Raw genomic sequence first — 22,164 nt, forward strand, 5'->3', positions numbered from 1 at the left:
TCTATCCCTGCGCCTGCCATGAAACTTGCCGCTGTCGCCCTCTCGTTCACGGCCCTGTTGGCGCCGGTGACGGGCTGGACGCAGGCGCCGCGCCCCATCGTGCTCGCCGGCACGTGGGAACAGCACGGGCCCGGTGCCGGCTTGTTGCTGACCATGATATACACCGAGGCGTTCCGCCAGCTCAATGTGCCGTTGCAGATCCGCGTGCTGCCCGCCATGCGCGCCAGTGCCGAGGCCGTCGCCGGTAATGTCGATGGCGAACTGGTGCGGGCGTACGACTATGGCCGCATGCAGCCATCCCTGATCCGCGTCGAGGAACCGGTGCTGTACCTGACGGTGGCCGCCTACGCGCACAAGCCCGGCATCAAGGTCCAGGGGTGGGACAGCTTGCATGGCAGCCCGTACCGGGTCGAATATCGCAACGGTTACGTCGTGGTGCGCCAGCGGCTCGAGAGCGTGCTGCCGGCCGGTAGCCTGAGCGCGGTGGGCGGCGCGGAACAGGGCTTGCGCAAAGTCATGCTCGGACGCACCGACCTGTACGTGGACTCGGAAGAGATGCTGCAACCGATCCTGCAGTCGGACGCGTTTCGCGGCAGCGGCATCTACAACGCCGGCGTGCTTGAGCGTGCGCCCACGTATGGCTATCTGACAAGGGGCCACGAACAGCTGGCCATACGCCTGGCCGATGTCTTGCGCAAGATGCGCGCGTCCGGCCAGATGGAGCGCTTCCGCAATATCGCCTATGACCCGGCCCGATGGCCGTGCGCGCACGCGCCCGCCGGTTGCGAGGCGTCCGTCCCCCGCTGACGAGGCGCTCCCCCCCCTGCCGGCACGTTGTCAGACAGAGTATGATAGGCGCTGCCTAGTCTTTTGCTTCGGAGTATCGTATGTCCGCCCTGGTCCCTCCCGGTTCGACCGACACCGTCTTTTCCGTCGATACCCTGCTCAAATACATGGGCGACGATGACAAGGCACGCGCCGTGGTCACCAAGATCGTCCGCGATGCTTGCGCGCCGGCGATGACGCCCTTGCTGCAAGCGGGCCAGGCCATCGATGAACAGCGGTTGGCCGACGCTGGCCGTATCTTCCATAGCCTGCGCGGTTCGGTTGGCAACCTGGGCGCCAAGCGCCTCGTGACCGCATCGCTGGCGCTGGAACTGGCGCTGGCGGAACAGCGTGTGGCCGACATCGGACCACTGCTGGCGGCCGTGGAGACTGAATACCGGCTGGTGCTGGAACAGGCCGGCGACTGGCTGGCCCGGCACGCCGGTGGCGCCGCACCGGCTTGATGCGAGCCTTCCGGCCGCGTGCGCCATGCACGCGGCAGCGCTATGTTGCGTTGCGAAAAAGCCGCACAGACTGTGATCGATGATAAGCGTTTAACACACAGTTACACTTGTTACAGCGAAGTCCCCTTGAGCGAAGGGCGTTGCTTGTTGTTCGTGCTACTATGCCCGAAATGCATGGTGCCGGACAGGCGCGCCATGCCGATCGCGGCGTCCCCTTGCCTTCGGAATATTGCGGATTAGACAATTAGTTTCCGATAGGTTATAATGGTGCACTGCATCGTCATCAACTTTCTGCAACTGCCTCCTGTGGCGATTGCGTGGATCAAGGGTCGTTATTCATGGATTTATTCAACAAGTCGGGATTGTTGGTGGCTTCGGTGCTGGTGCTGGTGGGCGCATTAATCGCTTGCCAGGCCAAGGAAGATGCCATGCCATCGCCGACCGTGGTTGAACAGGCGGTCCAGTCCATGGGACCAGGCACTAACAGCGCCGCCAACCGGCGCCTGGAAGAATGGGCCGCGCAAGGCTCGCCGGTGGCGCAGCGTGAACTTGCGCTGCGCTATCTGTCCAATCCTGCCAAGCAAGGTGAGGCCATCCGTCTGCTCAAGCAGGCCGCCCGCGCCGGCGATGCGCAGGCCGTTCGGGGCCTCAATGACGCCTATGCCGACGGCGAAACGCTGAGCGGCGCCTCCCGCATTGGCGAGCTTGGTGGTTTGCGCCTGCTCAAGGACGCCACCAATAGTAACTACGCGTTGCACTGATCCCCTCCCCGCCCGCGCCATGCCGGCGCCCCATCCGTAGTCATTTATACTTCCATATGGTCAGGTGGTGAGAGTGTCGCCACCGTTCATCATTGCTGAATTGGAGGACGTATGGATCGCTTGCGGGCGCTGGAAGTGTTTGTCGAAGTCGTGCGCCGTGAGGGCTTCGCGCGGGCGGCCGACGCGCTCGACACCTCCCCCGCCAATGTCACGCGCTACATAGGCGACCTGGAAGCGCACCTGGGCACTCGCCTGCTCAATCGCAGCTCGCGCAAGATGTCGCTCACCTCCAGCGGCGAAGCACTGTTTGAGCGGGCCAAGTCCATCCTTGACGATGTGGCCGAGGCGGAGGCGATCGTGTCGGCGGCCACGCTGCGCCCGCATGGATTGCTGCGCATCAATGCACCGCTCAGCTTCGGCGTACTGCAGCTGGCGCCGCTGTGGCCCCGTTTTCATCAGCAATATCCCGATGTCCAGCTGGAAGTGGCGCTGATCGACCGCGTGGTCGACATTGTCGATGAAGGCTATGACCTGGCGATCCGCATCTCCGGCGCGGGATCGGGCACGCACGTGGCGCGCAAGCTGGCCACCTCGCGCAACATCCTGTGCGCCTCGCCCGCCTACCTGCGCCAGTATGGCGCGCCGGCCACCCCGGCCGAGCTGCAACAGCACCAATGCATAGGCTACAGCTACGCGGCCATGGCCGATCAATGGCAATTGCTGGATGCGGCCGGCGACCAGCAGACGGTCAAGGTGCGCTGCATCATGCACACCAATAACGGCGATACGGCCCGCGCGGCCGCGCTTGGCGGCATGGGCATCATCTGCCAGCCCACGTTCCTGGTCGGTGCCGATGTGCGCGCCGGCCGCTTGCAAGCCGTGCTGCCCGAGTACCGCGTGCCCGATATCGACATCCTGGCTGTCTATCCCAGCCGGCGCCACCTGAGCGCCAAGGTGCGCGTGCTGATCGACTTCCTGGCACAGCACTTCCAGGGGACGCCACCGTGGGACCGGGCCGTTCCCGACCAATAGCTGTACGGCATAAATGGGCCGGTTAGGGAACCGTTAGAGTCAACTCCCCGTCAATATATCCCGGCACGCGATTGATCAGTGTCATGCCCCCGCCTTGCCATCGTCCGATACTGCAACGTGCCGGGGCAAGCCAACTCCGGCCGTCAGACTGGGTACGGAGGATGGGCGGCAATGGACGACGCGATCAATGATGACAAGCTTCTGGCGGCCCCGCTCGACGGGCGGGCACGCTACCTGGACAGCCTGCGCGCGCACGCCGCGGCGTACGCGACGGATCATTGGTCCGGCTCGTTCGGACAGTTCATGGCGCAGATCATGCCGCATGGCGCCGCGAGCGTGTCGCGCACTGCGCACCAGTACGTCTGGGACATGCTGTGCTGGTGCGGCCTCGATGGCGTGCCGGGGCGGCCGCGCTGCCGCCTGTGGGCCGATGAACTATATGGCATCGACGAGGCGATAGGGCGGGTGGCCGACTACTTCAAGGCGGCCGCGGCGGGATCGGAGGTGGGACGACGGCTGTTGCTGCTACTGGGACCACCGTCGGGCGGTAAATCGACGCTCGTTATCCGCCTCAAGCGCGGACTGGAAGCGTACAGCAACACGGACGCGGGCGCCGTGTACGCGATCGCGGGTTGCCCCGTGCACGAATCGCCATTGCATCTGGTGCCACACGGCTTGCGCGATGGCTTGCGGGAGCAGTACGGCGCCGTCGTGACGGGAGAGTTGTGCCCCCACTGCCGCAGCCGCCTTGCGCTTGACCATGACGGGGACTTCCTGCGCATGCCCGTCGAGCGCATCTTCATCTCGGAAGCCGGCTGCTGCGCGGTGGGCACCTACGCGCCCCACGATCCCAGCACGGCCGACCTGGCCGACCTGGTCGGCTCGGTGGACCTGGCCAAAGTGGCCGTCTATGGCGACGAGGGCGACCCGCGCGCGTGGTCGTGGTCGGGCGCGCTCTACGCGGCCAGCCGGGGCGTGCTGGAAATGATCGAGATCCTCAAGGTCAAGCGCGAATTCCTCTACCTGCTGCTCACGCTGACGCAGGAACACAATGCCAAGGTGGCCCGCTTTCCGCTGATCCATCTGGATGAAGTGATCCTGGCCCATACCAACCTGGCCGAGTTCCGCACCTTTCTGCAGGAGAGCGAAAACGAGGCGCTGCTGGACCGGATGGTGATTGTGCAAGTGCCATATACGCTCAACTATCGCGACGAGGCGCGCATTTATCACAAGCTGATCCTGGCGGCGGCGCCGGCGTTCCGCGACGTCCATCTCGATCCGCACGCCCTGCGCGCTGCCGCCGTGTTCGCCATTCTGACCCGCTTGCAGGGCGGCGACGAGCGCGATCCGGAACTGGTGGCGAAAGTGCGCTGGCATGCCGGCGACGGGCCGGAGGGCGCCGCCGGCACCGAGGGCGGACAGCCGCGCCAGGTCGAGCGGCTGCCGGACGAGGGCTTGGCCGGCGTCTCGCCGCGCTTCGTCGTCAACGCCTTGTCGAACGCCATCATCCAGTCTGGTGGGCGGAGCTTGTCCACCATGGAGGTGCTGCTGGCGCTCAAGGACGCGATTGAGCATGACGCCAGGCTGGAGCCGCGCCGCCAACACAAGTGGATCGACTTCCTCATCCTGAGCCGCAAGGAGTTCTACAACCGCTGGGTCAGGGAAGACGTCCATAAGGCCCTGTTCGTGTCGTTCGAGCAAGAAGCGGAGGCGCTGCTGGCCAAGTATCTCGACGAGGTTGAAGCGATGCTCGACAACCGCCAGGTCGGCGACCCCATCACCGGCGAAGCGCGGCGTCCTGATGAACGCTTTTTACGTTCGGTGGAGGAAAAGATCCATGTATCCGATGCGGGAAAACAATCGTTCCGGCAGGAAGTGGTACGCAAGGCCATGGGTGCCTACAAGCGCGGTGAACGGTTTTGCCTGGCCAGCCACGCCCCGCTGCGCGAGGCGATGCAGCAATTGCTGTTCGAGCAACGCCGCGACGTACTGCGCCTGGTCAGCTCGGCCCGGCGCCCCGATGACGAGCAGCGCGCCCGCATTGCGGCTGTGGAGGAACGCATGGTGGCAGACTATGGCTACGACAGCCACAGTGCCCGCGCAGCACTCAGCTACGTGACCACCGTGCTGGCGCAGGAATGACAGGAGACTGGCGATGGCACAGGCGGACGCTCGAGGCTGGTATGGCCTTTTTGCCCGCGGCGCGCGCGACTGGTTGCGACACAATGAGAAGCTGCGCGAAGCCGTCAGCAGCCAGTTGCCCGACCTGGCTGCCGTTGCCGACGCCATCACGTCGGACGCGCCGCGCGCCTGGCGGGTGTCCACGTCGCAGCTGGAATTGGCGCGCTTGCGGCTGGCGCAAGGTCCGTGGCAAACCGGCGCGGGCCACGGACCGGGCCAGCCTGGCGAGCTGCTGAGGGAAGCCGGCACGAACGACGGTGTGGCGGCCGACGGCGGCAGCGGCGATGGCGCCATCCATGCACAGCTCGACATCGCCATGGACGACGTCATCGACTGGTTATGGGAAGCGTTCCAGCTGCCCGACTTGCAGGCCTGCCATGAGGCCTTGCTCACCCATGCCGCGCTGGAACGGGACGGCTGGAACCAGCGTGGCGCCCGCTCCCGGCTCGATCGCCGCCGCACGCTCGCGCAAGCCGTCAAACGGCGCGCGGTGCAGCCTGGTGGACCAGCGTTCACCAACGAGGACTTGCGGTTCCGCCAGCTTGCCAGGCGGCCACGGCTGGCCGACGCGGCCGCCGTGTTCTTCGTCCTGGATGCGTCGGCCAGCATGACGGGCGCGGAACGGCGGCTGGCCAAGACCTTCTTTTTCCTGGCCTTGCGGGGCTTAAGGCGGCAATACCGGCAGGTCGCGATCCGCTTCATTGCCCATACCACGCACGCGTGGGAGTTCGCTGAGCGTGATTTCTTCCAGGTCAGTGGCGAAGGTGGCACGGTCGCCTCCACCGCCTTCGAGCTGGCGCTGGCATGCACGGACACCCACTACCGTGGCAACCGCCCCTACCGCGACAGCGGTCCCAATTGCTACCTGTACTATGCGTCCGATGGCGAGAACTTCAGCGAGGACCGGGTGCGAGCCGGCCAGTTGCTGAGCGTCTTGTGCACTCGCCTGAATTTCCTGGGGTATGTGGAAACACTACCCGGCCTGCCACGGGCCGCCGCCTCCGAAATGACGCGCTTGTGTGCAGAGCAGGCGCGCTTGGGGCGGCCGATTGGCTGCGCCCGGCTGGCCAGCCCCGATGATGTCTGGCCGGCGCTGCGCAGCTTCTTCATGGCGCGTCCGCCGGCGGGAGTGGCGATGTGAGTCCCGCCCTGCCCGCCCGCTGGCGGCGACACCTTGAAAAGCTGGCCCAGGATCTGGGACTGGACTGTCTGCCCGTCGCGTATACCGTCGTCCCGGCCGACTTCATGCTTGAAATCGCGGCCTACGGCTTGCCGGTCCGGATGCCGCATTGGTCGTTCGGCGTGCGCTACCTGCACCAACTGGTGCACCATCACATCGGCCACGCCCATGTGTTCGAGCTGATGTTTCCCGGCGACCCGTGCCAGGCCTACCTGTCCGACAGTAATAGCGCGGCGCAAAATGCCTTGGTGACGGCCCACGTCCTGGGCCATGCAGATTTCATCAAACGCAACGCCCTATTCCGGCATGTCATGGCCATGACCGGCCCGCAAGTGCTGGAGCGCAGCGCAGGCCGGGCACGGCGCGTGGAAGCGGCAGTCGCGCGTTTCGGACAGCAGCGTGTCGAGGCCGTGCTCGACGCGGCGCTGGCGTTGGAAGCCCACATCGACGTGCACGCGCCGTTGCACCGCGCCGATGATGGACCGGCTACCACTGCGGCCCACGCGCCGCCGGGCGCCGCCCCGTGCTGGGGCCACGCGCCCACGTCGGCCCACAGGGCACCAGCGTTGGCCGACCCGCAGCGGCCATCCGTGCTGCCGCCCTATCCCGAAGCCGACCTGCTATGGTTTATCGCGCGCCACGCGCCCGCACTGGAGGCGTGGGAACGCGATGTTTTCCTGGCTGTACGCGAGGAGGCATACTACTTTTACCCGGTCCACGCTTGCCAGATCATGAACGAAGGCTGGGCGTCGTACTGGCATGCGCGCCTGCTGCGCGAGGCGGGCTTCCTGCCGCCGTCCTGCTACCTGCAAGCGATCAAGTCCCACTCGGACGTGGTGCGTCCGCACGTGGACGCGGCGGGGCTGGCCTTGTCCATCAATCCTTACCATCTCGGCTTTGCGATGTGGGAGCACATCGTGGCGCGCGACGGCCTGGAGGCGGCCCGCCGCGTTTGCGCCGAGGAGGACGATAGCGGCTTTATCCGCAATCACCTTGACCGGGCCCTTGCCGATCAGCTGGAATTGTTTGTGCACGAAACCAGCCCGGATGGCGCGACCCGCATGGTGAGCCGCGAGCTGCATGTGATCCACGAAGCGATCCTGGCGCCTAAATACAACTACGGTGCGCCCAGCGTTAGCATCACCCGCCTGCACGACGATGGCAAACTGGAGCTCACGCATGACGCGCAGCGCGATGGGCGCGGCCTGGACGTGCCGCAGGCGTTACAGGTCATGCGCTACCTGGCCAGGGTCTGGCGCCGGCCCGTGGTCTTGCATACCGTCGATATGCGTGGCATGCCGCGCACCATAGCCGGTGAGGGCGCGCCATCTTGAGCCCGACATGGCCAGCAGCGCCGCGCTGGCGCCGCTTACTGGCGCAAGTACCAGCGCAAGGCGAGCCGCAGGCCCCGTCGCAAGTCGTGGGTGGGAACATACCCGAGCAGGCTGGCAGCCTTCCCGATGTCGGCGTGGGAGTGCCGCACATCGCCGGGACGAAACGGTAGATACTGCGGCGCCAGGCGCGGCAAGTCGGGCCGGCGTTCAGCCAGCAGTTCGGCGAGCAGACCGTGCAATGCATTCAGGCTGGTTCGGGCGCTGACCGCCACGTTGTACACCTGATTGACGGCATCGGCCCGCTGCGTCAGGGCCGCCAGCAAGTTGGCCTGTACCACATTACCCACATAACAGAAGTCGCGGCTGGTCTCGCCGTCGCCGTTGATGAACACGGGCCGGCAAGCGAGCATGGCCGCGATCCATTGGGGGATCACGGCCGCGTAGGCGCCGGCCGGGTCCTGGCGCGGGCCGTAGACGTTGAAATAGCGTAGCCCGATGGCTTCCTGGCCGTAGCAGCGAGCGCACACGTCCGCATACAGCTCGTTGACGTATTTGCTCACCGCATAGGGCGAGAGCGGATGGCCGATCGCGTGTTCGACCTTGGGCAGGCCGGGATGGTCACCATAGGTGGCGCTGGAGGCCGCATAGACCACGCGCCGCACGCGCGCCTCGCGGGCCGCAGTGAGCACCTGGAGAAAACCACCCACGTTGATATCGTTGCACAGCTGCGGCTGTTCGATTGACCGTTGCACCGACCCGAGCGCTGCCTGGTGCAGCACGAAATCGACATCGGCGCAGGCGTTGCGGCAGGCGGCCGCGTCGCGGATATCGGCTTGCAGGAAACGGAAGCGTTGCCAGGCGCTGGCGCCCACATGGTCGCGCACCTGCTCCAGGTTGTGGCCATGGCCGGTCAGGAAGTTGTCCATGCCCGTCACCTGCTGGCCCAGTTCCAGTAACGCTTCCAGCAGGTGCGAGCCGATGAAGCCGGCCACGCCCGTGATCAGCCAATGGTGGCGCTGGCATTCCAGCCGCTCCCGGGCGAGCTGATAGGCCGATTCGGGCAGGCCGTCTTCGCCGCCGGGGTTCACAGTCTCCATACGTTCAGGCCGCTGTCGCGCAGGCTGCGCTGGTCGAAGTGGGCTTTGATATCGATGAAGCACCCCGCCTCGATCACCTTGTCCTGGTAGTGGGCCAGCGGCCGGGCCAGCAATTCGCGGTGGCCCACGGCGCTGATCAGGGCGTCGGCACGCGGTAATTGTTCCCAGCTTTCCAGTTGCAGGCCATACTCGTGCATGGCCTCCTCCGGGTCCGCCACGGGATCGTGCACATGCACGCGCAGGCCATACGACTCCAGTTCGCGGATCAGGTCCACCACCTTGGAGTTGCGCAGGTCGGGGCAATTCTCTTTGAAGGTCAGCCCCAGCACGTTCTGGACCGCGTCATCGACGGAAGCGCCGTAGCGGTAGCGCACCTGGGCCAGGCCCGTGATGCCGGGCTTGATACTGTGGCGCAGGTTGTAGTACGCCACCTGGCCGCAAAGCTGGTCCACGAAATAGCCACGCTCGGGCCGGGGTCCCACGAAGCTCATCTCACCCTTGAACACATTGAGCATCTGCGGCAGCTCGTCGATCCGCAGCTTGCGTATCCAGTGGCCCACGCGCGTCACACGCGGATCGTCGGTGGTGGCCCAGCGCGGCTGGCCGTCGCGCTCGGCATCCATGCGCATGCTGCGGAACTTGAGCACATTGAAATTGCGCCCGTCCTTGCCCACCCGTTGCTGCTGGTAGAACACCGGCCCGCCATCCTCGGCCATGATCAGCAAGGCGGTCAGCAGCATCAGCGGCATGGTGACGAGGCAGATAGCGCCGCTGGCCGACAGGTCAAAGGCGCGCTTGACGGTCGCGCGCAGGAAACTCTGGTCGAAGCCGCCGCCAAATATCAGGAAACTGGGCTGCAAGGAATCGATGCGGATCTGGCACGCCTCGCGCTCGAAGAACGTAGCCGCGTCCGTGATGCGCAAGCCGCCCAGCGCACATTCGAGCAACTGGCGCACGGGGAACGCGCCATTGCGGCGGTCGCCGACCGTGACGATGATTTCCGTCGCCCCATGGCGCCGGGCCAGGGCCAGCAGCGACTGGTCGGCCGGCAGCACCGCCTGGGCCGCCACGCGCGAGACCTCGCCCGCGACCGGCACGCAACCGACCACTTCGAACCGGTGCAGGCCGGCGCGTCCGGCCGCCAGCGCCAGGCATTCGCTGGCCGTGGCGCCGTCACCGATCAGGATCACCTTTTCGACCAGCATACGGGAGCGCGTCGAAGCCAGCACGGCCAGCCGGGTCACCAGCACGGCCACCGCGCCGAGCAAAAATACAACAAATGCCGATGGTCCGAACGTGTTGGCTGGCGAGGCGCCGATGGGCATGCTCAGCAGGCCGAATCCCAGCGCGAACGAAGGCAGGATGCGCAACAGCGTATGTTTGATATCTTCCCGGGAATTGTTCTGGTACATGCCCAGCGTGCTCATACTGAACACCAGCACCAGGGCGTAGGCCAGCGCCGACAGATAAGGCGCGTCGTGGTGACGCCAGCCCAGCCACGCGGCCGACGGCGCCGCCGCGACGGCCAACAATATCACCAGCTCCATCATCAACAGCATGAAGCCCATTTTCGACACGTAATGGTGGAAAATCCTGATCACGACGACCTCCTGCCCTCCCAGCAAGCGGGGGAGCTTTCATCATGGCGCACTGTGCGGCGGCCATGTTGAGGCGCCACAAGGCCGGGCTAGCGCGGCGGCGAATTTCCTCGCCTCAGGCCGGCTGGCTGACGTCCGGGGGCCAAATGGTCTATAGTAGAGGTCTTCACCGGAAACAGACTTCACCATGAAATTTGATGTTGCTATTGTCGGCAGCGGATTGGCCGGCTTGTCGGTCGCCCTGCACCTGGCCGAAACGCGCACGGTCGCGATCATTTCCAAACGCGCGCTGCAGGACGGCGCCAGTAACTGGGCCCAGGGCGGCATCGCCGCCGTGCTCGATTCGGGCGACAGCCACGCAGAACATATCAACGATACCCTGGTCGCCGGCGGCGGCCTGTGCGACGAAGGCGCCACCCGCTTCATCGTCGAGCATGGCCGGGAAGCGATCGAATGGCTGATCGAGCAAGGCGTGCCGTTCACGCGCGACGAATCGGCTGAACTGGGCTTTCACCTGACCCGCGAAGGCGGCCACAGCCAGCGCCGCATCATCCACGCGGCCGACGCCACCGGCCACGCCGTGCAGGTGACGCTGGAAGAGAAAGTGCGCGCCCATCCGAACATCACCCTGTTCGAGCACCATTGCGCGATCGACCTGATCACCTCCGACAAGTTGCATCCGGCCAAGAAAGGCAATGCCCAGCCCAAGTGCCACGGCCTGTACGTCCAGGACGAACAGACCGGCCAGGTCCACACCTTCGCGGCCGAGCACACGGTGCTGGCCACGGGCGGCGCCGGCAAGGTCTACCTGTACACCACCAATCCGGACACGGCCAGCGGCGACGGCATCGCCATGGCGTGGCGCGCCGGTTGCCGCGTGTCGAACATGGAATTCATCCAGTTCCACCCGACCTGTTTGTACCACCCTTACGCCAAGTCCTTCCTGATCACGGAAGCGATCCGCGGCGAAGGCGGCCTGCTGAAACTGCCGCCCGAGGCCGGCGCGGCGGCTGGCAGCCGCTTCATGCTGGCCCACGACGAGCGCGCCGAACTGGCGCCGCGCGACGTGGTGGCGCGCGCCATCGACTTCGAAATCAAGAAGCGCGGCCTCGATTATGTGCACCTCGATATCAGCCACAAGCCCGCTGAATTCCTGATCGAGCACTTCCCCACCATTTACGCGCGCTGCCTGGAACTGGGCATCGACATCACCAAGCAGCCGATTCCCATCGTGCCAGCCGCCCACTACACCTGCGGCGGCGTGGTGACCGATCTGTCCGGCCGCACCGACCTGCCCGGCCTGTACGCGGTGGGCGAGACGGCCTGCACCGGCCTGCACGGCGCCAACCGCCTGGCCAGCAATTCGCTGCTCGAATGCCTGGTGATCGGCCGCGCCTGCGCGACCGACATCGCCGCCAAGGAAAAGGACGAGATTCCTTACCTGCCGGACTGGGATGAAAGCCGGGTCACCGACGCCGACGAGGAAGTGGTGATCGCCCACAACTGGGACGAGCTGCGCCGCTTCATGTGGAACTACGTGGGCATTGTGCGCACCACCAAGCGCCTGGAACGGGCCCAGCACCGCATCGCGCTGCTGAAGGAAGAAATCGACGAGTACTACCGCAACTTCCGCATCACGCACGACTTGCTGGAGCTGCGTAACCTGGTCGATGTGGCCTCGCTGATCGTCAACAGCGCGCTGCAGCGGCACGAGAGCCGCGGCCTGCACTTCAGCCGCGACTATCCCGAGACGCTGCCGAAGGCGCTGCCCAGCGTCCTCACGCCATCGCGCCGCCAGGGCTGACGCTCACGGCACCTGCACCCGGAACTGCTGGCCGAGCCGCTTCAATTCGCCGCGCTCGACCAGCAGCCTGAACGCCGCGTCGAAACAGGCGCGGAGCGCATCGTGTTCGGAGTCATGGGGAAACGCGAAATAGCCGTCCTGCTGGTCGAGCGCTTGCGGCAGGGGCGTCACCATGCCAGTCAAGTGGAGACGGGCCAGCACCGGCTCCGTGTTGCGCACATTGGTCGCGAATAAATCCACGTGCTGGTGCGCCACCATCAGCAAGCCGCTTTCCACTGTATTGGCCACGCTCGTGTGTAGTCCCGTACTGGCCTGGGTGAAGGCCGCGCCATAAACCCAACCATTGAGGATCACGATGCGGCGATCGGCCAGCTTGCCGTAGTCGCCAGTCCACGCGATGTGCGCGTCCGGGCGCGCGTAGAACACCATCTGGTCACGATAAAACGGCAATTGGGAAAAGGCCATCTGCCCCAACCGTGCCGGTGATTTGTAGGGGCCCACGAGCAGGTCCACCTTGCCCTGCGCGACCAATGCCTGGGCGCGCGGCCACGGATACAGTTCGAACCGCACGGTATCGTTCATCTGCTGCGCCACCCGCCGCACGATGGCGGGTCCCAGCCCGTCAAACTCGCCGTCGGCCGTGCGCTCGAACACGCGTTCGAAATGGGCGCCGGCCACCAGCCATTCGCGCGCCCAGGCCGGGGCGGCGGCGCACAGCGACCATGGCGCCAGCACCAGTAATGCGATCCGGCGTATGTCCCGTGTCGTCCATGCCTTCCGCATTGCTTACCTCGCCCCAGGCAAACGCGCCGCAGCGGGAATCATAGCCGCGAAAAATCGTAGTCGCGTTCCACCTTGCAGATGCGGGTCTTGTAACACTCGTACCACTGTTCGCGCCCAAGCTTTTGCGCCGTCAGGTGCTCCGCATCGCGTTTCCAGGCGGCGATTGCTTCCAGGCTTTCCCAGTACGACACCGTGATGCCCAATCCTTCACGCGCCGACTCCACGCCGAGGAAGCCAGGCTGTTTCGCAGCGGCTTCCAGCATCGCATCGGCCATGTCGCCGTAGCCGCCATCGCCACTGGTCCGGATGGACGTGAAGATCACGGCGTAATATGGCGTGGCGCCGGTACTAGCGATGGACATCGTATTCCTCCTCATGAATGGTAGCGTGGACACCCGGTTGGCACAGGGGCGTCGAACTGTACAATATATAACATTCCCGGCGCTGCGTTCCACCCGCCTTCGCCACTCCAGCCATTTTTATTCGCACCCGCATGCATTCATCGACCGAAACCGCAAGCCAATACCATCTGCGCGCCGCGCAGCCGTCCGACATTCCCGCCATGGAAGCGCTGATCGCCCGTTCCGGCATCGAACTGAGCGCCGGCTTCTACTCGCCGGAACAGGCGCAAGCCGTCACTCGGCACGTGTTCGGCGTCGACACGCAATTGGTGGCCGACCAGACCTACTTCCTGATCGAACGGGATGGCGTGCCGCTGGCGTGCGGCGGCTGGAGCAAGCGCAGCACGCTGTTCGGCGCCGACCGCGCCAAGAGCGGCCCTGATCCCCTGCTCGATCCGGCCACGGAGCCGGCCCGCATCCGCGCCTTCTTCGTGTCGCCGGACGCGGCGCGCCAGGGCTTGGGCCGCCTGCTGCTGCGCCACTGTACGGCACAAGCGGTGGCCGGCGGTTTCCGGGCGCTGGAACTGGCCGCCACCATGCCGGGCGTGCCGCTCTACGAGGCGGAGGGTTTTGCGACGCTGGAGAGGATAGAACTGGCGCTGCCAGGCGGCGTGCAAGTGCCGCTGGCGCGCATGCGGAAGGAAATCGCCGCCTGAATGACAGGCTGAATCGGCGGCGATGTATAGCGTATCAGCCGACGATGCGCATCGAATAATCGGTGGCGCGCACGTCCTTGGTCAAGCTGCCGATAGAGATGCGGTCCACGCCCGTTTCGGCGATAGCGCGCACGGTGTCGAAGTTGATGCCGCCGGAAGCTTCCAGCAGCGCGCGGCCCGCATTGCGGCCCACGGCTTCGCGCATCATCTCCAGGCTGAAGTTATCGAGCAGGATGGAGGTGGCGCCGGCCGTCAGCGCTTCTTCCAGTTCGTCCAGGCTTTCCACTTCCACCTGGATCGACACGCCCTTCTCCAGCCGCATGGCGGCGGCGATGGCGGCGGTGATGCCGCCGGCCGCCGCGATGTGGTTTTCCTTGATCAGGATGCCGTCGTACAGCGCCAGGCGTTGGTTCTTGCCACCTCCCACGCGCACCGCATATTTTTGCGCCAGGCGCAGGCCGGGCAAGGTCTTGCGGGTATCGAGGATGGCGGCCGAAGTGCCCTCCACCACGTCCACGTAGCGGCGCGTGACCGTCGCCACGCCCGACAGCAGTTGCAGGAAGTTGAGCGCACTGCGTTCAGCCGTCAGCAAGGCGCGGGCCGGGCCCTGGATGGTGCACACCAGGCTGTCGGCCGTCATCAGGTCGCCTTCGGCGTATTGCCAGTCGATCTCGATGCTCGAATCGAGGCAGTTCATGATGCCTTCGAACCAGGGCGCGCCGCATAGCACGGCGTTTTCGCGCACGATCACGCGCGCGGTGGCGCGGCCACCGGCGGGCACCAGCTCGCCCGTCAGGTCGCCGGTGCCGACGTCTTCCAGCAGCGCGGCCAGCAGGTTGGCTTCAAATGCCGCCTTGAGCGGCGCGTCGAACGGGGCAAAACGATTGACCAGGGTACTCATGCGGGACCGACTCCGGAAAACAGTGCAGCTTCCTTGGCCAGGTCGGCGCTCGGCTGGACCTTGGCCTTTTTCGCCGCGGCGAAATCGAGCATGCGGTTGATCGACTTGACGGCGGCCTGGCCCACGGCCGGGTCGACGTGAATTTCATTGCCCATGTTCTCCAGCACATCGGCCAGGTTCTGCAGGCCGTTCATGGCCATCCACGGGCAGTGGGCGCAGCTCTTGCAGGTGGCGCTGTTGCCGGCCGTTGGGGCTTCGATGAAGGTTTTGCCCGGCGCGGCGGCGCGCATCTTGTGCAGGATGCCGTTGTCGGTGGCGACGATGAAGGTGTCGCAATCCGATTCGACGGCGGCCTGGATCATCTGCGAGGTAGAACCAACCACATCGGCCAACGCCACCACGTTGGCGGGCGACTCGGGGTGCACCAGCACCTTGGCGTTCGGGTGCTCGGCTTTGAGCAGATCCAGTTCGATGCCCTTGAATTCGTCGTGCACCAGGCAGGAGCCCTGCCACAGCAGCATGTCGGCGCCGGTCTGCTTCTGGATGTAGGAACCGAGGTGCTTGTCCGGCGCCCACAGGATCTTCTTGCCCTGCGCGTGCAGGTGGGCCACGATGTCCAGGCCGATCGAGGACGTCACCATCCAGTCCGCGCGCGCCTTCACGGCGGCGCTGGTGTTGGCGTAGACGACGACGGTGCGGTCCGGATGGGCATCGCAGAACGCCGTGAACTCGTCGGCCGGGCAGCCCAGGTCCAGCGAGCAGGTGGCGTCCAGGTCCGGCATCAGGATGCGTTTTTCCGGGCTCAGGATCTTGGCCGTCTCGCCCATGAAGCGCACGCCGGCCACCACCAGGGTCTTGGCCGGATGGTCGCGGCCGAAGCGGGCCATTTCCAGCGAATCGGAGACGCAGCCGCCGGTTTCCTCGGCCAGGTCCTGCAGGTCGGCGTCCACGTAGTAGTGGGCCACCAGCACGGCTTCGCGCTCCTTCAGCAGGCGCTTGATGCGCTCGCGCAGCTCCGTGCGCTCGGCCGCAGTGGGCGTGGCCGGGGTGCGGGCCCAGGCGCGCGCGGTGCAGCTGCCGCCATCCTGGGGATGTTCATACTCGACTGACTTGATAGCTAAAGTTTGCATGGTGTTCGGTAACGAGAAACTTGACGTAAAGCGATGACGTAAAGCGTGAAACGACACTATCGCATATCGCGGCGCGTCGTGCAGGGCGCCATCCCGCCGCAAGGGGGATAGGCGCCCCGGGGGAATTAAGCGATGCCCTGGCTGGTCAGGTAGTCCTCGTAGTTGCCATGGAAATCGACCACCTCGTTTTCCTTGATCTCGATGATGCGGTTGGCCAGCGACGACACGAATTCACGGTCGTGGGACACGAAGATCAGGGTGCCGGCGTATTTATCAAGCGCCACGTTAAGCGATTCGATCGATTCCATGTCCATGTGGTTGGTCGGTTCGTCCAGCAGCAGCACGTTGTGACGGCCCAGCATCAGCTTACCGTACATCATGCGGCCCTTCTCGCCACCGGACAGCACGCGCACCGACTTCTTGACCTCGTCGCCACCGAACAGCAAACGGCCCAGGATGGAGCGCACGGCCTGGTCGTCGTCGCCTTCCTTGGTCCACTGGCCCATCCAGTCGGTCAGGGTCTTGTCGGTCGCGAAGTCCTCGGTCGGGTCCTGCGGCATGTAGCCGACGTTAGCGTTTTCGGCCCACTTCACGCGGCCCGTGTCCGGCTGCAGGTGGGCGATCTCGCCAGCGATGCAGCGCAGCATGGTGGTTTTACCGGCGCCGTTGGCGCCGATGATGGCAATGCGCTCACCGGCTTCCACCATGATGCTGAAGTTCTTGAACAGCTGGCGGTCGTAGGCCTTCGAGATGCCTTCCACTTCCACGGCCAGGCGGTGCAGCTTCTTCTCGCCTTCAAAGCGCACGAACGGATAGGCGCGCGACGATGGCTTGATGTCGTCGACCTTGATCTTCTCGATCTGCTTGGCGCGCGACGTCGCCTGGCGGGCCTTGGATTTGTTGGCGGCGAAGCGGCGCACGAAGTCCTGCAGCTCGGCGACCTTCTCTTTGGCCTTGGCGTTGTTGGCCAGTTGCTGGTTGCGGGCCTGGGTTGAGGCCAGCATGTAGTCATCGTAGTTGCCGGGGTAGATCTTCAGCGTGCCGTAGTCCATGTCGGCCACGTGGGTGCAGACCTGGTTCAGGAAGTGGCGATCGTGGGAAATGATGATCATGGTGGAGTTGCGCTCGTTGAGCACATCTTCCAGCCAGCGGATGGTGTTGATGTCCAGGTTGTTGGTCGGTTCGTCGAGCAGCAGGATGTCCGGATTCGAGAACAGGGCTTGCGCCAGCAGCACGCGCAGCTTCCAGCCCGGCGCCACGGCGCTCATGGGGCCCTGGTGCAGTTCGATTTCCACGCCCGCGCCCAGCAGCAGTTCGCCGGCGCGCGCTTCGGCCGTGTAGCCGTCGTACTCGGCCACTTTGCCTTCCAGTTCGGCCGCGTGCATATAGTCGTCGTCGGTCGCTTCCGGATTGGCGTAGATGGCGTCGCGCTGCTGCATGGCGGCCCACATCTCGGTGTGGCCCATCATGACCACGTCGAGCACGCGCATTTCCTCGTACGCGAACTGGTCCTGGCGCAGCTTACCGAGGCGCTCGTTCACGTCCAGCATCACGTTACCGGCCGACGGCTCCAGGTCGCCGCCCAGGATCTTCATGAACGTGGACTTGCCGCAGCCGTTCGCGCCGATCAGGCCGTAGCGATTGCCATCGCCGAATTTGACGGAGATATTTTCAAACAACGGCTTGGCGCCGAACTGCATGGTAATGTTTGCTGTCGATAACACGAGGGATGCCCTTAAAGCGATGAATTTGGATAACCGGGCATTTTACCATCAGTCGCCTCTCACGGGGCGGAAACGGCGGCGGACCTGACCTGACGCCGGTGCCGCGCGCGCCGGAGGGGCACCCAGGGGCATACTGCGGCCAAATAATTGTGTCATGTGGTGAAACTTGCTATCATCGACCGGCCTTGCCAGGGTCTTATGAAAAACGCAAAACATCCCGAACCCATCGACTTACTGCCCTACATGGCCAAATGGGCCGCGCTTGCGGTCATCGTCGCCATCCTCGCGGGCAGTGCCTCCGCAGCCTTCCTGTTTTCACTCGATGTCGTGACCGCGTGGCGCGAAGCGCACGGCGCGATCATCTGGCTGCTGCCGCTGGCCGGTTTTGCCGTGGGCTGGATCTATCTGCGGCTGGGCAAGTCCGTCGAGGCGGGCAACAACCTGCTCATCGACGAGATCCACGATCCGAAAAAAGTCATCCCGCTGCGCATGGCGCCGCTGGTCTTGGGCGGCACCATCATCTCCCACTTGTTCGGCGCCTCGGTGGGCCGCGAAGGGACGGCGGTGCAGATGGGCGGCGCGCTGGCCGACCAGCTGACCCACGTGTTCCGCATGGCCCCGTCGCACCGGCGGCTGCTGATCATGGCAGGCATCAGCGCCGGTTTCGCGTCCGTGTTCGGCACGCCGCTGGCCGGCGCCATCTTCGGGCTGGAAGTGCTGGCCATCGGCCGCATGCGCTACGACGCGATCATGCCCTGCATGCTGGCGGCCATCGTCGCCGACCAGGTGGGACTGGCGTGGGGCATCCACCATACGCACTACCTGGCCGGGGCGATCCCGCACATCACGCTGTGGACGCTGGCAGCCACGCTGGCCGCCGGCATGTTGTTCGGCTTGGCCGGCATGTTGTTCGCGAACGCGACCCACGGCCTGTCCGATTTCATGAAGCAGCGGATCGCCTATGCACCGCTGCGGCCCCTGATCGGCGGCACAGTGGTCGCCACGGCCGTCTGGGCGCTCGGCACCCAGCGCTACATTGGCCTGGGCATTCCCACCATCGTCGAATCGTTCGCCCACCAGTTGCCGGCAACGGACTTCCTTGGCAAGCTCGCCTTCACCGTCGGCTCGCTTGGCACCGGCTTCAAGGGTGGCGAAGTGACACCCCTGTTCTACATCGGCGCCACGCTGGGCAATGCCCTGGCGCCGTTGCTGCACATGCCGTTCGCTACGCTGGCGGCGATCGGTTTCGTCGCCGTATTCGCCGGTGCGGCCAATACCCCGATCGCATCCACCGTCATGGCCATTGAATTGTTTGGCGCTGACATCGCGCCGTATGCCGGCCTCGCGTGCGCAGTCAGCTATCTGTTCTCCGGCCACACCGGCATCTACCGCGCGCAGCGCGTGGCCCAGGCCAAACACCACCGCCATATTCCGGAAGGGATGCGGCTCGGGGATCTGCCCAACTACCTGCGTCAACTGCGCAACAAATCCGGCGGCAAGCACTAAGCTTCGCCTGATTGGCCTTACTCAGCGGGCGCCACCAGCACCTCCACACCGGCCGCATCGAACGCGGCCAGCGCCTCCGGCGGCACGGGCAGATCGGTGATGAACTTGTCGATCTGCGCGATATTCCCCAGCCGTACCAGCGCATGGCGGCCGAATTTGGTGTGATCGGCCACCAGCCATACTTCGCGCGACTGCTCGATGATGGCCTGCGTCACGCGCACTTCGCGGTAATCGTAATCGAGCAGCGTGCCGTCGTTCTCGATGCCGGATACGCCGATGATCCCGATATCGACTTTGAACTGGCGCATGAAATCGATGGTGGCCTCGCCCACGATGCCCCGGTCGCGCTTGCGCACCAGTCCACCGGCCACGATCACCTCCACCTCGCCGCTGCCTGACAACAGAGATGCCACATTGAGGTTGTTCGTCACCACCCGTATGCCCTTGTGCTGCTGCAGTGCCTTGGCCACTTCCTCGGTGGTGGTGCCGATGTTGATGATCAGCGAACGCCCTGGTTCCACCTGCGCCGCCGCCATCTGGCCGATGCGGCGCTTGGCATCCGTGTCCATCACCCGGCGGCGGTCGTAATCGATGTTTTCGACCGTGGACGGAATCCCCACCCCGCCGTGATAGCGCGCCAGCAGCCGGGCATCTTCCAATTCCCGTATGTCGCGGCGGATGGTCTGCGTGGTCACTCCCAACAGTTTCGCGAGCTCCTCGACGGAGGTGTCCCCGTGGGCCCGGATATGGTCCAGCAATCGGCGGTGGCGTGGCGTCATGGCTTTCTTATGAACAGAAATGAACGGATTTTCACTGGTTCGCAATCATACCTGCGTTGCGACGTTGGTGTTGAAAATATTTTCATTCTTGTTCATTGTAGTGGTTTTTAATACTAGAAAGTTCAGCTTCGAACCGACTCCTTGTCCACAAATCGAGACAATACGGCACCGTAAATCGAGTGCGACGGGCATGAAGTCAAAATGTTCAAATGAACTTTAACGAACAAAAAAATGAACAAATAATTGTTGTAGTTTTTTCGAGTTTGCGTACAATGGCCATTCCAGCAATGCAGACTTGCTAACTAAAACCTGGATAAACTTGTCGCAAATGTCAGCGCAAGCAGGGAAATGGCGGCCAGATGGGCTGGATCCAACATGAGGAATGAGTAAATGAACAGATACCAACAGCTGCCGCCCTCCTCCGCCCGAGCCGGCAAACCGACGGCAGGCCGTCCATGAAAATGAACAACGACCTGCCATCGGGCCAGCGCAGCTGCGATCTGCTGATCATCGGCGGCGGCATCAACGGCGCCGGCATCGCCCGCGACGCCATCGGCCGCGGCCTGAGCGTGATCCTGTGCGAACAGCACGACCTGGCCCAGCACACCTCGTCGGCCAGCACCAAGCTGATACACGGCGGCCTGCGCTATCTGGAATACTACGAATTCAAACTGGTGCGCAAAGCGCTGCAGGAACGTGAAGTGCTGCTGCGCGCCGCGCCCCACATCATGCATCCGCTGCGTTTCGTAATGCCGCACGACGCCAGCCAGCGTCCGGCGTGGATGATACGGGCCGGCCTGTTCCTGTACGACCATCTGGCGCACCGCAAATTCCTGCCCGCCTCAAACGGCATTTCGCTGCGCAGCCATGAAGCTGGTACGCCGCTCAAGGGCAGCTACCGCAAAGGCTTCGTGTATTCGGATGGTTGGGTGGACGACGCCCGGCTGGTGGTGCTGAACGCGCTGGACGCCAAGGAGCGCGGCGCCATCATCCTCACCCGCACCAGGTGCACTGCCATCGGGCAGCAGGGCCAGGGCTGGACCGCGACGCTGGAGAGCGAAGAGCACGGTCGCATCGACGTGCAGGCCCGCGCCATCGTGAACGCGGCCGGTCCCTGGGCCGGCCAGATGGCCAACGCGGCCGGCGGCGGCAAAGGCCACGGCCTGCGCCTGATCAAAGGCAGCCATATCATCGTGCCGCGCCTGTTCAGCCATCCTTACGCCTATATTTTCCAGAACCCAGACAAGCGCATCATCTTCGCCATCCCCTACCAGGACGAATTCACGCTGATCGGCACCACCGACCTTGAATACACGGGCGAGCCAGGCGAAGTGCGCATCAACGACAGCGAAGTCGCCTACTTGTGCCAGATGGCCAACCGCTATTTCAGCAAACAAATCAGCGCGGCCGACGTGGTTGGCACCTATTCCGGCGTGCGTCCCTTGCTGGACGACGCGTCGCAATCCGCCTCCGCCGTCACCCGCGACTACCTGCTCGAATGCGACCCCGATGCGCCGCCCTTCCTCAACGTCTGGGGCGGCAAGATCACCACCTACCGCAAGCTGGCGGAGGAAGCGCTGGAGATGCTGCAGCAGCGGCTAGGCACTTCCGCACCCGATTGGACGGCCGGACAGCCTTTGCCCGGCGGCGACCTGCAGCAACCCGGCGCGCTGGTGCGCAAGGGCGCGTTCGACGAATTCATGACGAAGCTCGGCAAGTCGCACCCCTGGCTGCCGGCCAGGCTGGCCAAACGCTATGCGCGCTGCTACGGCACCCGCCTGCACCGCTTGCTGGGGAACGCCGCGAAGATGGCCGACCTCGGCGAGGAACTGGCGCCCGGCCTGTACGAACGCGAAGCGCGCTACCTGATGGACGTCGAGTGGGCGCGCAGCGCCGACGATATCCTGTGGCGCAGGACCAAATGCGGCCTGTACGCGCAACCGCAACACCATGCCCGCCTGACCCAGTGGCTCAACCATGAACGAACGAGCCAGGCGGCATAACGATC

General features: G+C 64.7%; 19 protein-coding genes. 11 read left to right on the forward strand and 8 right to left on the reverse strand.

The window, feature by feature from the left end; genetic code table 11:
- The first annotated feature begins 18 nt into the window (after window positions 1–18).
- The 7 genes from H3H37_RS14535 to H3H37_RS14565 all read left to right on the forward strand — a co-directional run bounded on the left by H3H37_RS14535 (window position 19) and on the right by H3H37_RS14565 (window position 7,777).
- On the forward strand, window positions 19–807 hold the full coding sequence (locus H3H37_RS14535; protein ID WP_182163697.1) for a transporter substrate-binding domain-containing protein: 789 nt from the start codon (window positions 19–21) through the stop codon (window positions 805–807).
- Window positions 808–887: 80 nt separating this feature from the next.
- Window positions 888–1,289 (forward strand): Hpt domain-containing protein, encoded by a 402-nt coding sequence (locus tag H3H37_RS14540; RefSeq protein ID WP_182163699.1) that lies wholly within the window; start codon window positions 888–890, stop codon window positions 1,287–1,289.
- 338 nt (window positions 1,290–1,627) lie between these two features.
- Window positions 1,628–2,050: an SEL1-like repeat protein gene (locus H3H37_RS14545; protein WP_229218843.1), complete on the forward strand. Its 423-nt coding sequence runs from the start codon at window positions 1,628–1,630 to the stop codon at window positions 2,048–2,050.
- Between the two features lie 111 nt (window positions 2,051–2,161).
- The gene (locus H3H37_RS14550) at window positions 2,162–3,082 is read left to right on the forward strand and encodes a LysR family transcriptional regulator (protein ID WP_182163701.1); all 921 of its coding nucleotides are present in this window, start codon (window positions 2,162–2,164) and stop codon (window positions 3,080–3,082) included.
- A gap of 171 nt (window positions 3,083–3,253) precedes the next feature.
- Window positions 3,254–5,224 (forward strand): serine protein kinase, encoded by a 1,971-nt coding sequence (locus H3H37_RS14555; RefSeq protein ID WP_182163703.1) that lies wholly within the window; start codon window positions 3,254–3,256, stop codon window positions 5,222–5,224.
- Window positions 5,225–5,237: 13 nt separating this feature from the next.
- Complete coding sequence (locus H3H37_RS14560) at window positions 5,238–6,404, forward strand: DUF444 family protein (protein WP_182163705.1); 1,167 nt, start codon at window positions 5,238–5,240, stop codon at window positions 6,402–6,404.
- Window positions 6,401–7,777 (forward strand): SpoVR family protein, encoded by a 1,377-nt coding sequence (locus H3H37_RS14565; RefSeq protein ID WP_311197502.1) that lies wholly within the window; start codon window positions 6,401–6,403, stop codon window positions 7,775–7,777. The genes H3H37_RS14560 and H3H37_RS14565 overlap by 4 nt, the downstream gene beginning before the upstream one ends.
- Window positions 7,778–7,812: 35 nt before the next feature.
- Here the strand turns inward: H3H37_RS14565 and H3H37_RS14570 are convergent, their stop codons facing one another.
- Both H3H37_RS14570 and H3H37_RS14575 read right to left on the reverse strand, forming a co-directional pair.
- Entirely contained in the window at window positions 7,813–8,874 is a 1,062-nt protein-coding gene (locus H3H37_RS14570; RefSeq protein ID WP_182163707.1) for an SDR family oxidoreductase, read from the reverse strand.
- Window positions 8,862–10,475 (reverse strand): TIGR03013 family XrtA/PEP-CTERM system glycosyltransferase, encoded by a 1,614-nt coding sequence (locus tag H3H37_RS14575; protein ID WP_182163709.1) that lies wholly within the window; start codon window positions 10,473–10,475, stop codon window positions 8,862–8,864. Before H3H37_RS14575 ends, H3H37_RS14570 begins: the two co-directional genes overlap by 13 nt.
- A 184-nt stretch (window positions 10,476–10,659) precedes the next feature.
- Between H3H37_RS14575 and nadB the strand changes: the two genes are divergently transcribed.
- Window positions 10,660–12,276: an L-aspartate oxidase gene (gene nadB / locus H3H37_RS14580; protein WP_182163710.1), complete on the forward strand. Its 1,617-nt coding sequence runs from the start codon at window positions 10,660–10,662 to the stop codon at window positions 12,274–12,276.
- A gap of 3 nt (window positions 12,277–12,279) precedes the next feature.
- Here the strand turns inward: nadB and H3H37_RS14585 are convergent, their stop codons facing one another.
- Together H3H37_RS14585 and H3H37_RS14590 are read right to left on the reverse strand one after the other, a co-directional pair.
- The gene (locus H3H37_RS14585; protein WP_311197503.1) at window positions 12,280–13,011 is read right to left on the reverse strand and encodes a substrate-binding periplasmic protein; all 732 of its coding nucleotides are present in this window, start codon (window positions 13,009–13,011) and stop codon (window positions 12,280–12,282) included.
- Window positions 13,012–13,097: 86 nt separating this feature from the next.
- On the reverse strand, window positions 13,098–13,421 hold the full coding sequence (locus H3H37_RS14590; RefSeq protein WP_182163714.1) for an antibiotic biosynthesis monooxygenase family protein: 324 nt from the start codon (window positions 13,419–13,421) through the stop codon (window positions 13,098–13,100).
- A 131-nt stretch (window positions 13,422–13,552) separates the two neighbouring features.
- Here H3H37_RS14590 and H3H37_RS14595 point away from each other — a divergent pair, with 131 nt between their 5' ends.
- Window positions 13,553–14,116: a GNAT family N-acetyltransferase gene (locus H3H37_RS14595; RefSeq protein ID WP_182163716.1), complete on the forward strand. Its 564-nt coding sequence runs from the start codon at window positions 13,553–13,555 to the stop codon at window positions 14,114–14,116.
- A gap of 34 nt (window positions 14,117–14,150) precedes the next feature.
- Here H3H37_RS14595 and nadC read toward each other — a convergent pair whose 3' ends face one another.
- From nadC to H3H37_RS14610, 3 genes are all read right to left on the reverse strand, one after another.
- A complete protein-coding gene (nadC, locus tag H3H37_RS14600; protein WP_182163718.1) occupies window positions 14,151–15,017 on the reverse strand; it encodes a carboxylating nicotinate-nucleotide diphosphorylase in 867 nt (288 codons plus the stop codon).
- Window positions 15,014–16,147 carry a quinolinate synthase NadA gene (gene nadA / locus H3H37_RS14605; RefSeq protein ID WP_182163720.1) on the reverse strand — a complete coding sequence of 378 codons (1,134 nt, stop codon included), beginning with the start codon at window positions 16,145–16,147 and terminating at the stop codon, window positions 15,014–15,016. The genes nadC and nadA overlap by 4 nt, the downstream gene beginning before the upstream one ends.
- Window positions 16,148–16,272: 125 nt before the next feature.
- Entirely contained in the window at window positions 16,273–17,871 is a 1,599-nt protein-coding gene (locus H3H37_RS14610; RefSeq protein ID WP_182163722.1) for an ABC-F family ATPase, read from the reverse strand.
- Window positions 17,872–18,069: 198 nt separating this feature from the next.
- Between H3H37_RS14610 and H3H37_RS14615 the strand changes: the two genes are divergently transcribed.
- On the forward strand, window positions 18,070–19,377 hold the full coding sequence (locus tag H3H37_RS14615) for a voltage-gated chloride channel family protein (protein WP_182163724.1): 1,308 nt from the start codon (window positions 18,070–18,072) through the stop codon (window positions 19,375–19,377).
- A gap of 17 nt (window positions 19,378–19,394) precedes the next feature.
- Here the strand turns inward: H3H37_RS14615 and H3H37_RS14620 are convergent, their stop codons facing one another.
- A complete protein-coding gene (locus H3H37_RS14620) occupies window positions 19,395–20,156 on the reverse strand; it encodes a DeoR/GlpR family DNA-binding transcription regulator (protein ID WP_182163726.1) in 762 nt (253 codons plus the stop codon).
- A 455-nt stretch (window positions 20,157–20,611) separates the two neighbouring features.
- Between H3H37_RS14620 and glpD the strand changes: the two genes are divergently transcribed.
- Window positions 20,612–22,159 carry a glycerol-3-phosphate dehydrogenase gene (gene glpD / locus H3H37_RS14625; protein WP_229218845.1) on the forward strand — a complete coding sequence of 516 codons (1,548 nt, stop codon included), beginning with the start codon at window positions 20,612–20,614 and terminating at the stop codon, window positions 22,157–22,159.
- Window positions 22,160–22,164: the final 5 nt, after the last annotated feature.

It is taken from the genome of Rugamonas brunnea (genome assembly GCF_014042345.1).
Lineage (GTDB): Bacteria > Pseudomonadota > Gammaproteobacteria > Burkholderiales > Burkholderiaceae_D > Rugamonas > Rugamonas brunnea.

Bases quoted from the DNA above. Each gene is read 5' to 3' on its own strand.
- H3H37_RS14560 (WP_182163705.1), top strand. From the start codon at position 5,238: ATGGCACAGGCGGACGCTCGAGGCTGGTATGGCCTTTTTGCCCGCGGC.
- H3H37_RS14595 (WP_182163716.1), top strand. From the start codon at position 13,553: ATGCATTCATCGACCGAAACCGCAAGCCAATACCATCTGCGCGCCGCG.
- nadA (WP_182163720.1), bottom strand. From the start codon at position 16,147: ATGCAAACTTTAGCTATCAAGTCAGTCGAGTATGAACATCCCCAGGAT.
- H3H37_RS14620 (WP_182163726.1), bottom strand. From the start codon at position 20,156: ATGACGCCACGCCACCGCCGATTGCTGGACCATATCCGGGCCCACGGG.
- H3H37_RS14540 (WP_182163699.1), top strand. From the start codon at position 888: ATGTCCGCCCTGGTCCCTCCCGGTTCGACCGACACCGTCTTTTCCGTC.
- H3H37_RS14590 (WP_182163714.1), bottom strand. From the start codon at position 13,421: ATGTCCATCGCTAGTACCGGCGCCACGCCATATTACGCCGTGATCTTC.
- H3H37_RS14570 (WP_182163707.1), bottom strand. From the start codon at position 8,874: ATGGAGACTGTGAACCCCGGCGGCGAAGACGGCCTGCCCGAATCGGCC.
- H3H37_RS14535 (WP_182163697.1), top strand. From the start codon at position 19: ATGAAACTTGCCGCTGTCGCCCTCTCGTTCACGGCCCTGTTGGCGCCG.
- H3H37_RS14615 (WP_182163724.1), top strand. From the start codon at position 18,070: ATGAAAAACGCAAAACATCCCGAACCCATCGACTTACTGCCCTACATG.
- H3H37_RS14545 (WP_229218843.1), top strand. From the start codon at position 1,628: ATGGATTTATTCAACAAGTCGGGATTGTTGGTGGCTTCGGTGCTGGTG.
- nadB (WP_182163710.1), top strand. From the start codon at position 10,660: ATGAAATTTGATGTTGCTATTGTCGGCAGCGGATTGGCCGGCTTGTCG.
- nadC (WP_182163718.1), bottom strand. From the start codon at position 15,017: ATGAGTACCCTGGTCAATCGTTTTGCCCCGTTCGACGCGCCGCTCAAG.
- H3H37_RS14555 (WP_182163703.1), top strand. From the start codon at position 3,254: ATGGACGACGCGATCAATGATGACAAGCTTCTGGCGGCCCCGCTCGAC.
- H3H37_RS14550 (WP_182163701.1), top strand. From the start codon at position 2,162: ATGGATCGCTTGCGGGCGCTGGAAGTGTTTGTCGAAGTCGTGCGCCGT.
- glpD (WP_229218845.1), top strand. From the start codon at position 20,612: ATGAAAATGAACAACGACCTGCCATCGGGCCAGCGCAGCTGCGATCTG.